We start from the raw sequence: 13830 nt of genomic DNA, 5'->3' as shown, positions 1-13830 counted from the left end.
TCACCACCCAGATCACCACCCGGGTGGTGCAGCCGCCGGCAGAGGCATTCCGGCCGCCGGTCGAGGTCGAGGCGCCGCCGGGGATCGACAATCTGGAAGCGTGGCCGGGTTGGTTCGTGGGCCGCGAGGCCGAGCTGGCCTGGTTGGACGCTGCCCTGGCCGGGGACGGTGTGCCGGTGGTGGTCGCGGCGGTGCACGGGCTGGGCGGAGTCGGCAAATCCAGCCTCGCCGCCTACTGGGCAGGTACCCGCGACCATGGGTGCGCGCCGATGGTGTGGATTCACGCGGACTCCAAGCAGGGAGTGCAGCGGGGGCTGGCGGGGTTGGCGGCGCGGTTGCAGCCCGCGCTGGCCGAGGTGCTGGCCGTGCAGGATCTGGCCGAGCAGGGATTGCAGTGGTTGGCGACCCACACCGGATGGCTGCTGATCCTCGACAACGTAGAGGATCCGGCCGATATCGCGCCGGTGCTCGCGCGGGCCCGGACCGGGAAAGTGTTGATCACCGGCCGGTTGTCGGTGCCGTGGCAGGCCGGAGCGGTGATCATTTCACTGGATGTTCTGGCCGCCGATGAGGCGCAGCGGCTGCTGACCGGGTTGATCACCGCGGGTGGGGCGCGGGACCTCGACGGGGTCGCGGAGTTGTGCGAGGCGCTGGGATATCTGCCGCTGGCGGTCGAACAGGCCGGGGCGTATCTGGCGCACCAGCGGTTCACCACCCCACGCGCCTACCTACGCTTGCTCACCGACCAGCCCGGCCCCATCTTCGACCGGGCCGCGGCCGGTACCGACCCGCAGCGCACGATCGCCCGGGTCTGGCGGGTCACCCTGGACCGCATCGCGGAGCTCGGGCCTGCGGCGGTGGAGCTGCTGCGCACCCTGGCCTGGTACGCACCCGACAATATCCCTCTCACCCTCTGCCGGGATCCGGCCGACCAGATCACTGTGGACGCCGCGCTCGGGGTCCTGGCGGCATACAACATGATCACCCCCGACCCCGGTAGTGCCGGGCTTTCGATCCACCGGCTGGTCCAAGCCGTAGCCCGCACACCCGACGCCGCCGATCCGCACCGCGACCCGGAAGCGATCCAACAGGCCCGCGACCGCGCCGCGGCGACCCTGCACGCCAGCCTGCCCGACGTACAGAACCCGGCCACCTGGCCGAACTGGCGAACCTTGCTACCACATATCGACGCTCTCGCCGGTTACACCATCACCAGCGGCAGCGAGTCCACCACAGCCACGATCGCGACGATCCGCAACAACACGGGGATGTTCCTGAACGGTCAGGGCCTGTACGTCAGCGCCCTGGACCACCTCCACCACGCCCGCACCGACTTGGGGCGAGTCCTCGGCGACGAGCACCCCAAGACCCTGGGCTTCCGCAACAATCTCGCCAGCGCCTACCAGTCGGCGGGACGGTTCGCCGAGGCGATCCCGCTGTTCGAGCGGAATCTCAGCGACCGAGAGCGGATTTTGGGTGACGAGCACCCCGACACCCTGATCTTCCGCAACAACCTCGCCAACGCCTACCAGTCGGCGGGACGGTTCGCCGAGGCGATCCCGCTGTACGAGCGGACTATCACCACCGCGGAGCGGATTTTGGGTGACGAGCACCCCGACACCTTGATCTTTCGCCACAACCTTGCTCACGCCTACCGGTCGGCGGGACGGTTCGCCGAGGCGATCCCGCTGTACGAGCGGACTATCACCGACACGGAACGGATTTTGGGTGACGAGCACCCCGACACCTTGATCTTCCGCCACAACCTTGCTCACGCCTACCAGTCGGCGGGACGGTTCGCCGAGGCGATCCCGCTGTACGAGCGGACTATCACCGACACGGAACGGATTTTGGGTAACGAGCACCCCGACACCCTGATCTTTCGCAACAACCTCGCCAACGCCTACCGGTCGGCGGGACGGTTCGCCGAGGCGATCCCGCTGTACGAGCGGAATCTCAGCGACCGAGAGCGGATTTTGGGTGACGAGCACCCCGACACCCTGGGCTCCCGCAACAATCTTGCCAGCGCCTACCGGTCGGTGGGCCGGACCGCCGAAGCGATCCCGCTACTGCAGCGGACCCTGACCGACTCCGAACGGATCCTCGGCTTCGACCACCCCAGCACTGGCGTGGTCCGTGGCAATCTCGCGGCTGCGCGAAAGCAACAAAGCGGTCCGCCCGGCTGGCCCTCGACGGAGTCCTCGCACCCGTGATCACTGCTGTCCATTTGCTCTCGGGCTTCTCAGTGAACTACCGCTCGGCGCTTCCTCCCGTCATATGTCCAAGTGGAGTGGACCCCAAATAGACAGCACCCGTCGAGACGAAACGCGTAAAAATAGAATCCCGCAACGCCTTAATTGACAGTTGTCCACTGGGTTCATAGAGTCCAGATTGACAACTACAGTGCGGGAGAGGATTTCGGGATGCGGGTCGGCTACATCCGGGTGAGCACACTCGACCAGAACACCGTCCGGCAGCTCGACGGCGTCGAAGTCGAGAAGACCTTCACCGACAAGGCCTCCGGGAAAGATACCGCCCGGCCCAAGCTCGACGAGCTGCTCGCATTCGTCCGCGAAGGCGACGAAGTGATCGTGCACTCCATGGACCGCCTTGCCCGCAACCTCGACGATCTGCGTCAGCTCGTCCGGACCTTGACCGGCAAAGGGGTGAAGGTGGTGTTCGTCAAGGAATCGCTGACCTTCACCGGTGAGGACTCCCCTGTGGCGAATCTGCTGCTGTCGGTGATGGGGGCCTTCGCCGAGTTCGAGCGTGCCCTGATCCTGGAACGTCAGCGCGAAGGCATCGCCGCGGCCAAGGCCCGCGGCGCCTACACCGGTCGCACGCCGGCGCTGACTACCGAACAGATCGCCCAGCTGCATGAGCGGGCCGCATCCGGAGAATCGAAGTCGGTGCTGGCCACCGAATTCGGCGTCACCCGCCAGACCGTCTACAACTACCTGCGCGCCCCCGCGCCGCGGTGACCGGGACGGTCCCCTGCTGCCCTCGACCGGGAAGCGAGTCGACAGAAGGCCGTTTCCCGTTTGCGGGTCCGCCGACCGATAGTGGGATGGCGGTTTCTGCTCCCGCACAGTCCGCCATCCCGGGGCGGGTGAGTTACTTCGCTGCTGTGAGCCGCCAGCGTTGATGTGTGAGGCTCCCCCCGGGTAGTGGACACCGAGTTAGCAGGATCGTTGATCCTGCGGAAGGATGTCTGCTGTGTCTCGGAAACGTCGGTCGTTCACGACCGAGTACAAGGTCGAGGCTGCTCATCGGGTGATCGATTCCGGTCGCACGGTCGCCGAGGTCTCCCGCGAACTCGGCGTGCACGAGAGCCTGCTGGGCCGCTGGGTTGCTGATGAACGCCGCCGCGTCGAAGCTGCTTCGGTGCATCGGGAACAGCCGTTGTCCCGTGCCGAGCGGGCGGAGTTGCTGCGGTTACGCAAACAGGTCGCCGAGCAGGACAAAGATATCGCGTTCCTGAAAAAAGCTTCGGCGTACTTGCCGCGATGCAGCAGAACCGGCCCGGTTCGAGTTGATGGCAGAGTGCGCCGCCCCCAACACGTTCACCGGCGGTGGCGGTGAAGACGTCGCGCGGATGGCGCGACTGTTGTCGGTATCGCGGTCGGGATACTACGAGTACCGGAAACGGTGCCGGTCGGTGTCGTTGGCGCCTCGGGCGCAGCGCCGTGCCGATCTGGCGGTCAAGATAGTCGCCCATCACCGGGAATCCGACGGTACCTACGGTGCCCCGCGGATCACCGCTGATCTGCGGGAGGCCGGTGAGAAGGTCAGCGAGAAGACCGTCGCCAAAATCATGGCCGGGGTCGGGATCGAAGGGATCAGCCCACGCACCTTCAAAGTCGTAACCACGGTGGTCGACCCGCGTGCGTCGTTCCCGCCGGATCTGGTCGGGCGCCGGTTCGACCAGGGGCGCCTCGACGCGGTATGGACAAGCGATATCACCTACCTGACCTGCGGGGAAGCAGACATGTATTTGTGCGCGATCAAAGATGAGCATTCCAAACGGGTGCTGGGCTGGTCGGTGGCCGACCATATGCGCACCGAACTGGTCACCGACACCCTCGACACGGCGATCGCCGCACGCGGCGGCCACGGTCGCGGAACCGTTCTACACGCCGACCGCGGCAGTCAATACACTGCGTCGGCCATGGCCGCGGCCTGTCATCGTCACGGCCTGCACCGGTCGATGGGCGCTACCGGGATCTGCTGGGACAACGCCGGCGCGGAATCGCTGTGGTCGACGTTCAAACATGAGCACTACTACCGGCATACCTACGTGACGAAGACTGAACTCGTTGCCGCGGTTGACAAATGGATGCACTGGTACAACACTCGGCGCCGTCACTCCGCGATCGGGATGATCAGCCCACTCGCTTACGAACATTCACTCTCCGCGGCAGCTACAGCCGCATAATCCCCTGTCCACCATTCGGGGTGAACCTCACGATTCCTGAGTCGGCCTGCGTACCCAGCGATCGTGAACTATCGCGGGTCGCGGACCGTCTGTCCCCCGCCCAGCGACGGCGCGCCCGGTTCTGTATCGCCCGCTTGATGCTCGGGGTCCCGGGCCGCGACTCCTTGGATGAGGCGCAGCAAAGCCCGAGCAGCGTCAGGCGTGAGGTGGGGCGGGTCCTTCGGAACGATGACTTCGACTTTCGTCGATCTCCTGTCGCCCTGCGGCAGGCGGGTGGTAGTCGACCGAACGGTCTCGGCCCGTTCAACGTTCTGCATGAGGCCACCTTCTGATCGGTGTGGCAAGCGGGGACATACCCCAACGGCGGGCCCCTCGGCCGATATCCGCAGAGCCAGAAAAACATTCGCGATATGGCGAAGTTGATGCGCTACGCCGCCCTGCCGGTTTCTCAGTATTTCCTCAGAATAACCCGAACCGAACCCCCACAGGGCCCTACCTGCGGTTTTGCATTCATTCGACTTGACACCGACCGCTACCCACACATATAACCGCAGGTAGAGCGGGTTACACGAAAGAGTGGTTGTGTCCGGAGGGGGATACAGCGGCTATCCACAGAGATCAACCTGCGAAAACTCTGATTCTGGACTATCGATCAGGGGCGATGGAGGGCGTCAAAGGTGATGGCGAGGGTGACCGGTGTATCGAGGACCAGAGCGGTGTGGTGGACCTTGTGCGGCATGTATCGCAGTCCGGACCAGTCGAGTCGGTATTCCTCGATGCGGTCGATGGTTTCCCAGCTCTTATCGAAGTGGACGATCAAGTAGCCCGGAATGCCGGCCCGTGCATACATTTTGTGCTTTTCGGAAGTGTCCGCATCGACCGTGCTCTTCGAGACGACCTCGACAACCAGGGCGATATGGTCTCGGACGGTGTTCACGTCGTAGGGTTCGCAGTCGCGGATGAAGACATCCGGGTAGCGGATGTTGAGTTGATGGTCGTCTCGGCGATCGTCGGCATCGGCGAAGCGGACAGCGACATCGGACCCGATGCGTAGACATGGGCCGGCGGGGTCACGAGCGTCTTCCAGGGCGGCGGCCAGCCGCCGCACGACGCGGCTGTGCGCTTCGCTCTGCGCCATCAATCGCACAACGAGGCCATCCACGATCTCGACATCGCCGAGAGAATCCGGTTCGGCATTCAGGAATTCTTCGGCCGTGACCCGAGGGTGTTCGTCGGGATGTGATGCCGTCACGGTCAGCTCCTTGTGGGGTAGAGCGGCCATTCACAGGGATGGGCTGTGAACATGCTGGTCGAAGATATCAGTTTGTCTCGGTGCACTCGCTGTGGCTACTGGCCGATCGGTTCTTGCAGTGCGGAGCCGTGAGCGTCCATGATCTGGAGGCCGACGGTACAAGGAGTTCGCGGGATCGAGCGGGGTGGGCTGCGACCAGTGAGCGGCACAGGATGTAGCCGTGTCCGGGCAATGGGGGCGAGCATGGCGCGTAGGCCCGGGAGGACGTCGGCGATGTCGCCGGACATCGGCAGCCCCGCACCTGACGTACCCCGCCCTCACACCCCCACTTCACCTCGACACGCTGGAAGGATGTCGAGGCCACGCTGCGCCTTACCTGAGCTCCCGACGAAATAGCGCTAGCCGGCGAGGACACTCGCACCTCATCCCCGTGCGGGGCGCGGCTTCAGGTTTCCGGCAACAGCAGCGCCAGGATGCGGGGTGGCCGCCGCAAAAGGACACTACGCGAGCTGGTTCTCAGGCCTGTCTCAGCTGGACCCGACTTGAACCCCCACGCCGCTGACCTGCGCATATAGTTCGAGTGATTGATGCTCACACCACATAACTGCAGGTAGAAAGAGGGAGATATGTGTCCGGAGGGGGATCAGAACACTGGATTTGCGACAAGTGTGCACACATTTGGTGTGCATGCCGCCACAGTACACGTTCCCGCCGCTACTCCTCCTCCCTGTTTCAGCCCCTGGTCTGCCATTGCCGCGATCCGACGGGTGTGGTCGCCTGGTGCCACTACGAGCACTTCCGCGTACGCGACCAGAGGTACTCGAAGTAGACGCCGTCACCATGAGCCGAAAGTGCACCTCGAGACCGCCGCAGGCAAGTAGGAGTCCACGCAGCCGGGTCCCGCGGCAGCAAAACCATCCGGGTTGTCGATATGGCATTATCATCCGAACCTTCGAACGGGGGAGGAACTCGATGCCGATGCCCAAGGGAAGGCAACTCGTTGGCTGACGCATACGCGGGCTCCGCAGGGCCTGCATCCGGCGCTGTGCTATCGGGCAGATAGCACTTCAGCCACAAGAAACGGTTCAACGGACTGATGCCGGTTCACCGGGCTCGCTCGTACTCCGGACCGTCGCAACGTTCGAGCCACCACCATCCGCCCGTCAGTTCCATGCTGGGGCACAGAGGAATTCCGAAGCCGTTGTACGGTCCTGGCTCCGGCGTGCCGACGAAGTGCCCGTAACCGTAGGTGTCCTCGAATACATCGATGTAGTCGGCGGCGTACCGAATCGGTGCCCCGTTGCTGTCACCGAGGTTTGTGATACGGCAGTTGGGTGCCACGACGCACAGGTGCCTCGGCAGCTCGATACCGTAGAGATCAGCTTCGCCGTGCTCGGGTACCTCCACCGTGGCCGCTGCGGCGAACGCCGGATACTCGAGCCAGAACCGCGCCCACCCGCTGGCCTCGGTGTCGATGAACAAGAACAACGACCCGCCGACACTCACGGCCGCCAAAGCCGAAGCCGCCACCGAGAGCGCACGTGAGCTCCGGCGAGCAACTGGCCACAGCAGCACGCCGAACACGAACACCAGTATCAGATATCCGAAGGCGAACAGCGGCAAGTACAGCACCCAGATCCAGTGCAGGAAGAACTCGGCGTGCAAGGTCAGCAAGATCGAGATCACGGCCGCCACAGCGGATACACTCAGTGGCAGAATCGAATTGCGCTCTTCACACGGCATCCCGGAAATCTAACTGGGCGATCTGCGAAGTAGGCGTAGGAAATGTGCAGGTTCTGTGAGCGTACCCTCACCACTACGCTACCTGCCGCCGTGCCGTGGCACTCCGGTCCACGAGCATCGGACCGCCACCGCAACGTCCACCTCACTGGATATTGCGATCCGTCGAACCCCGCCCTCCAACAGGCATGGCGCAGCGCGGTTGTCACGGGAGAGCGCAGCCTCAGAGCGGTCGTCCACCCCGAGCTGCTCAGCGTCGGCGAAGTTCTGCTCGTAGACGGATGGCTGCGGCCGGCCGGCTATGAGACGGGCTGGGCTCGCTGCCCCGGTACCCGAGCCCGGATCGGTCGGGTGGCGCCTGGTCGGGTTCGGCGCTCAGGGCCCGGGTATCAGCTGGGCGAGAAGTCCGGTCCAGGGCCTCGGTGTCAGTAGGATCCTCGGCAAGGATAGGAGTTGCATGTCGGAGGTTTCGCAGCTGACGGCGGTTGATTTCGCGGGCGTGCTCTGGCCGGTCCTGCTGCGTCCGGGGAAGCTGTCGGTGTCGCGGGTCGAATTGGTGGGTGAGGGCGTGTTCGGATCGGTTGATGACGACTACCTGAGCCGTCTGCTCGCGGTCCGCGAGTACCTGGAGGAGCGGGGGCGGCTGTTGTGTTGTCAGGGAGCTCGGCCGGATGTGTGGCCGTCGGGCATGCTGCGGCAGTTCGATAATGGTCGGCGGGCATACGTTCTCGACCACGATCGGCGTGGTGACGAGTCCGAGACAGTGGACATCTTCGCTCCGGCGCCGGCCGAGATGGTCGTGACTGTGGCGGAGCAGGGTAAGGCCGTCTTCGCGTTCTATGGCTTGCCCTGGCGGGGAGAGTAGCTACTCGTCCGGTAGACCATGCTCGACCCGCTCCCATTTTCTTGACACCGATGTTCGGATTAGCGATGGCAAGTACCACTCGCTAGGAGGCGATGTCGAAATTCGCGACCAGAACCAGACGGCTACGGCGTGTATCGAAGTAGCTGATGGGATGGCACCGCGTCTCGATGCCATCCCATCAGCGGTTTTTTGAAAGACATTGTCCGCGGTCGTATAGGCGAGATCTCCGGTAAGTGTGTTGAACGACCAAGCACAACCAAAAACCAAACCGGAGACCTCGTGACCACAGTCACGGTGGCGGGCGCGCGGACCTGACCAAGGCCCCAATGGGCGAGGCTGGAACCGCCGCTGCCCCGCGGCAGAAACCCGGACGCCCGCCGATATGGACGAACGCCAGTTCATCGACGGGATACGGTGGCGCACCCGCGTCGACTGATCGGACCGCAGGTCGTCAAGAACCTTGCCGCCGCGCGACATTAGGCGGTACCGGTCAGATGGGCTAGTTTGAACTAACTGGCCGTGCTCATCCGATGGCGGCCGAACGCACGCTCATGCCGAGTATCGAGTGGCGGGCACCGATCGGCCATCGATATCGTGAGTGGGCGTTTTGTGGCAGGGGCGCTGGGAGATAGGGCGCGCATGTCCGGGGTTCGGCGGTTCTGGATCGAATTCGACCAGGGGAAAGACCAGCCTTACTTGCCGATACTGAGCCCGGGCGTCGGCGTGACCGGATTCGATGTGCGGGATTGCTTGTCGATGGTGACGGATCTGGTCGGCGACGAACCCTTGCCACCCGTGCGCCGAATAACGGTTGACATCTCACTGGCCGAGCCACTGCCGCTGAACCCTCGCCATCTCGGAGTCCCGGTGTGGCGCGGCGTGTGGTACCCGCCGGTGAACCTCAGAACCGGGCCGATCCGCACCATCGACCGCACAGGTGCGCCTTGCGACTCCACGACACCTGTCACGGCATCACGCCACCGAACGCGGACCGACGAGACCCTGCGCACCACGTGGTGGGACGAGATCCCGCATATCGATGCTCTGTGGTGGCCGCTGGTCGGCATGCACTGCGGCGGCAGAATGCGGTATCACGCACCGGATCTGCGTGATACCTGTGCCACGGACCCGACCTACGGGATACTGCTGCGCGAAGCCCTGGACTACATGATCGCGCGACGCCCGACGCCGGAGGAATGGTTCGACCCGACCGGAATCAGGTTCGCCGATGAGCGGGAACTAGGAGAGTACCTGCGAGCCTTCCTCGACTACCTGGTCGGAACTCGCCCGGAACCGATCTACCTCCCGCCGGTGAGCGGTTTTCACACGACGGGCAACCACGATTTCCCGACGACGAGTGAAACCTCCTGGAGGCCGTCCACGCCAGAGCACGGATAACCGGCATCCGCCCGGGCATGGTGTTCGTACCCTTTCACTACGGCTACAGGGATCTACCGCACGCCACCGGTCTCCGTGCCGCCAACGAACTGACCCGCACCGAAGTCGACCCCGCGTCCAAACAACCGCTGTTCAACAGCAGCCGCCCGGATATGCCGAGTAGAGCCGGGTTGACATCGGCCACGGAACAGCCGAACCACTGCCCACAGTTCCGCCGGCCGCCCGGCTGAGCGGCTGTCGGTGGAGGGGCCGGCCAGGGAAAGAGGGATATCACCAGGGTTGATGTGGACGGGCATCAACTCACCGGAGACCGGGCAGCCACCCCGGATACTCTCAGCACACCGGACACTTCATACAAGTGCTCCGGAAGCCCAGCCTGCGGCTCGGAGGTGGGATCGCGGGCGACGGTACCCGCAGCTATGTCGTCGCCAACAACTATGGCTCGCCCAGCAACATGGGCGGCGAAACGAGCAGTGGCACACTCAGCGTCACCGGGAGAACGTAGGGCGCCCGAGCAGATACCGCAACAGCGGCTCCGGCAATGGTGAGATCAAGTAGTCAATTGCCGCGACCTCACCAGCAGGAGACCGGCTGGATGCAGTGCACTGCGAGATGAGCTGGTACTCAAGACTGTCTCAGCTGAACCCGACTTGAACCCCACACTCCTGACCTGCGCATCTGGTTCGAGCAATTGATGTCAACACCAGATAACAGCAGGTAGAAAGAGGGAAGATATGTGCCCGTAGGGGGAATCGACCACTACGCCGCCCGCGCTCACCAGGCAACACGTCCTATAAATGGAATAGCGGACAGGTACACATAGAAACCGCAGATTAGGAAGTCCCCTCCACGCGTTCCGGCACTGGCACGCAACTGGTCGGCGAAGGGGTCGGTGTTGACCCAGTTGATATTCTCGCCGTGTGTTGGCCGCCCGGCGCTGGGCGCGATGAGGAACGGTCGCGCGCGCAGGACAATTCGGCTGCCGCCGTATCGGCGCCGGCCTTTACGCTGGGCGCCGATACTTCCGGAGGGGGAGCCGACCCGAACCCTACGCTCGTACATCGAACGGCACCGAGGTTGCCGTGAACACCGGTCGCGGCAGCGGCCGGTGCGCGCCCGACCAAAGACAACCGCTGCCGTCCGTGCGCAAGCACCTACTTTCGAAGAAGGCTCCTTGCCCGTCGGCAGCGATTCAGGGTGGGAAACCCGCCCCGCTCCCGAGCAGCAGGGTCATGGTGGCTGCCTCGCGGATCTGGTCGGTGAACATCGCGCGAGCCAGCCGGTTGACCGGGCCATCGGACAGTGCCTCAACAGCGGCCTTGGCCATCACCGCTCCGCCACCGTGGTGGCGACGCATCAATGTGAGGAATAGGTAACCGGCTCGCCCATCGCGGGCGGCGGCGAGTTCGTCGAGTTGGGCGGTGGTGGCCATACCCGGCATGCCCGCCGGAGTGGCCCGTTCCGGAGCGGGGTGATGGTCGTGCCTGGCGGCGGCCGACATCCACGCCATCGGGTGAGGGTTGGTGGGTAGCGCACCGGCCAGGGTGAGCCAGCCCGTCATGGTGCCGATTTCGGTGCGCTGGGCATCCGTCCGCTACCTCGCAACCATCCACATCGCCGCGATCAACCAATGGCTCCGCCACCCATGAGCAGTGGGCGGGCCGTCGGCCCGCCCACTGCTCACCACTTCGACACACGCCCTAGATAGGCCGATCTGGCGAATCCAGCACTTGGAGTAAGCATCTAAGAAACGAAACGCCTTACGATGCGAGCTATTCCGTTCGATCCATGCAACTGAAAGGGGATCAGCTCGGCTCCCTGGAGTGTGGTTGCTGGATCCATTGCTGGTAAGTCTCGTGGCGGAACTGGTAGGCGGTGCCGTTCACACGGAGCAGGCCGCTGCGGCGAGCCCAGTCTAGAAATACGGCGGGATGGCTGGGCATCGCCTTCGTGAATCGGAAAACGAGTGTGGCGAGGTAGAACCGCCCGGCCGCGAGCCCGACCGCGACTCCGAGCATGACCCCCGCCAGGATCCCAAGCATAATCCCGAACCGGAGCCCGTCCACGACCCCGTTCAGGAGTTCGTCCAGCCCGGCCACGAGACCTCCCGCCATCACGGAAACGCCCCCGTTCAGGAGCCCGAACACGAGACCTCCCGCCATCACGGAGACGAGACAGCTCGCGATAGTGGCAACTGCCGCAGCTTGGGTGTTGTTGCGAATGATCCGGCGTTCATCGATCACAAGCGCTAGCTCCTCGTTCGCATCAACCTGAAGTCCGACCACGACCCCGACCACGACTCCGGCCAGGATCCCGAACGTGATCCCGAACGTGACCCCGAACGCCAGGGGCCCGAACATCTCGAACGCCCCACCATAGACAATGACCCCGGACCTCTCGAACCCCCCGCCAGAGAAACTGACCCCGGATACCCCGACCACGACCCTGAACACGCCCCCGAACACCATCCCGAACACGACCCCGGCCAGGGACCCTGCCTTGAGCCCGCGTCTCCACCGGGAGGGGCCAGGCACACTCCATGCCATCCGCCGAGGGCGGGGTAACTTGATGAGCCCGAGCACGACCCCGAGCACGACCCCAAGCACGACCCCGAACACCACCCCGAACATGTCCCTAACCTTGATCCCGAACACGTCGCCGCCCCCGACCAAAGCCCCGAACACGTCCCCGGCCAAGGACCCGACGTACATGTCCTTGGCCAAGGACCTGAACACGTCCCCGGCCAAAGCCCCGAACACGTCCCCGAACGTGACTCCGAACACGCCCCCAGTCAGGGACCCGAACACGAGCACGGCCAGGGACCCGAACACGAGCCCGTGCAGGATGCGGATGTGGTTGGTTCCGGCGATCTCCCATATCTCGTCGAGTCGTATCGCGGTGCCGTTGCGTCCCTCGTCGCGGCGTCGTTGCAGACAGCGGGCCAGTGAGCCCAACCATTTCTCTACGCTGGCGTCGGTGTAGTCACGATATGTCTTTTTGCCTTCGTCGATGGCGGCGACAGCGGCGGGGATCTGAGCAGTAAACAGCAGGTCGCGGACAGCTGTTTCGGTGGTGCAGGCGATCAGTCGTTCTGCGATGCGAGGGGTGTGGTGCTGCTGGTGCAGGGTGGCGGAAGTGAGTCCGAGCATCCACGGGTTGCGCACGCAAGTGGCCAATGCCCCGTCAGGGTGGGCAGTGATGTGGGTGATGACCTGTGTCCAGCCAAGATGGCCGGATTCGGTCTCGTCCTGCTGTGCGGCGAGGTATTCGCTGATCGTGTTGGTGGCCAGTGGTTGCAGGATGAGGGTGGTGCCGCCGTGCAGGCCGTTGTCGTCGCGCGGCCGAGTGAGTTCCTCGAATTGGGTGGTGCGGCACATAACGATGACCGGACGGCCACGCCACGGGGCTCGGTTGAGCCGTTCCAGCAGCGCGCGGGCTCGGGACCCTGCACTGTCGGTGTCCATTTCGTCGAGGCCGTCGATCACGGGCAGGATCAGTCCGCGGTCCACCATCTCCCTAGCCACGTTGGGACGTAAGCGGTAGTCGTAGCCGAGCCGGAGGATCAACCAGCGAGTGAAGTCCTGCTGTCCGTCCCATCCCGCGGCGTTGATCCGCACCGGGACCGGTACGTTCGCGCGGGGCGAGTCATCCCGCTCCCACCGGGTTTTCAGCAAACCCAGCACCAGGTACGTCGCGGCCACCGTCTTCCCGCTGCCCGGGGCACCGAGCACGATCAATCGACGCCGGTGGGGTTCGCGGTGCCCCAGCAGTTCGAAGTAGGTGGCGATGTCCGCCACCTCGACCGGGCCGGCATCCCCGGCCTGCCGGGCCGTGGTGGTGAACTCGACCCGCATGAGCTCGTGGTCAATCGCCCGCAATTCTCGTTGCAAACGGTCCTCGCCCCGCTGCACCGCGGCACTCAACTCATCGGACAAGACCGCGATCGAAGCCCGGTCCGATACCGGCCGCCACCACCTATACAGCACCATCAACGGTTTGACCAGTGCCCCCAGCAGCTTGAAGACGCTGCCACCCATATCTCCCACACGGAACAGACTGCCACTAAACAGATTCCGGCATCCAGTGATCGAAAACAAGACGGAGACCTGAACCACCCCGGGTTCGATGCGCACCGGGTTA

10 protein-coding genes and 1 pseudogene are annotated in these 13830 nt (G+C 64.3%); 7 read left to right on the top strand and 4 right to left on the bottom strand.

Annotation, left to right across the window (positions count from 1 at the left end; translation table 11 throughout):
• Positions 1-26: 26 nt before the first annotated feature.
• The 4 genes from OG804_RS02215 (at position 27) to OG804_RS02200 (ending at position 4435) form a co-directional block, all read left to right on the top strand.
• On the top strand, positions 27-2213 hold the full coding sequence (locus OG804_RS02215) for a tetratricopeptide repeat protein (protein ID WP_328393315.1): 2187 nt from the start codon (positions 27-29) through the stop codon (positions 2211-2213).
• A gap of 210 nt (positions 2214-2423) precedes the next feature.
• The gene (locus tag OG804_RS02210; protein ID WP_328393313.1) at positions 2424-2981 is read left to right on the top strand and encodes a recombinase family protein; all 558 of its coding nucleotides are present in this window, start codon (positions 2424-2426) and stop codon (positions 2979-2981) included.
• A 235-nt stretch (positions 2982-3216) separates the two neighbouring features.
• Entirely contained in the window at positions 3217-3582 is a 366-nt protein-coding gene (locus OG804_RS02205; RefSeq protein WP_328393311.1) for a transposase, read from the top strand.
• Positions 3536-4435, top strand: a complete 900-nt coding sequence (locus OG804_RS02200; protein WP_328393309.1) for an IS3 family transposase — start codon at positions 3536-3538, stop codon at positions 4433-4435. Before OG804_RS02205 ends, OG804_RS02200 begins: the two co-directional genes overlap by 47 nt.
• Positions 4436-5087: 652 nt before the next feature.
• Here OG804_RS02200 and OG804_RS02195 read toward each other — a convergent pair.
• A complete protein-coding gene (locus OG804_RS02195; RefSeq protein WP_328393307.1) occupies positions 5088-5687 on the bottom strand; it encodes a Uma2 family endonuclease in 600 nt (199 codons plus the stop codon).
• Between the two features lie 1104 nt (positions 5688-6791).
• The gene (locus tag OG804_RS02190) at positions 6792-7382 is read right to left on the bottom strand and encodes a hypothetical protein (RefSeq protein WP_328393305.1); all 591 of its coding nucleotides are present in this window, start codon (positions 7380-7382) and stop codon (positions 6792-6794) included.
• Between the two features lie 502 nt (positions 7383-7884).
• Here OG804_RS02190 and OG804_RS02185 point away from each other — a divergent pair.
• The 3 genes from OG804_RS02185 (at position 7885) to OG804_RS02175 (ending at position 9920) form a co-directional block, all read left to right on the top strand.
• On the top strand, positions 7885-8292 hold the full coding sequence (locus OG804_RS02185) for a hypothetical protein (protein ID WP_328393303.1): 408 nt from the start codon (positions 7885-7887) through the stop codon (positions 8290-8292).
• Positions 8293-8931: 639 nt separating this feature from the next.
• On the top strand, positions 8932-9690 hold the full coding sequence (locus OG804_RS02180; protein WP_328393301.1) for a hypothetical protein: 759 nt from the start codon (positions 8932-8934) through the stop codon (positions 9688-9690).
• 17 nt (positions 9691-9707) lie between these two features.
• Positions 9708-9920 (top strand): hypothetical protein, encoded by a 213-nt coding sequence (locus OG804_RS02175; protein WP_328393299.1) that lies wholly within the window; start codon positions 9708-9710, stop codon positions 9918-9920.
• A gap of 962 nt (positions 9921-10882) precedes the next feature.
• Here OG804_RS02175 and OG804_RS02170 read toward each other — a convergent pair.
• Both OG804_RS02170 and OG804_RS02165 read right to left on the bottom strand, forming a co-directional pair.
• Positions 10883-11266 (bottom strand): annotated as a pseudogene (locus OG804_RS02170) (DUF305 domain-containing protein); the annotation flags it as partial.
• Positions 11267-11495: 229 nt separating this feature from the next.
• A complete protein-coding gene (locus tag OG804_RS02165) occupies positions 11496-13823 on the bottom strand; it encodes an NACHT domain-containing protein (protein ID WP_328393297.1) in 2328 nt (775 codons plus the stop codon).
• Positions 13824-13830 lie beyond the last annotated feature (7 nt).

The organism is Nocardia sp. NBC_00416, from assembly GCF_036032445.1.
GTDB lineage: Bacteria > Actinomycetota > Actinomycetes > Mycobacteriales > Mycobacteriaceae > Nocardia.
This window is presented reverse-complemented; position numbering and strand designations above follow the sequence as displayed.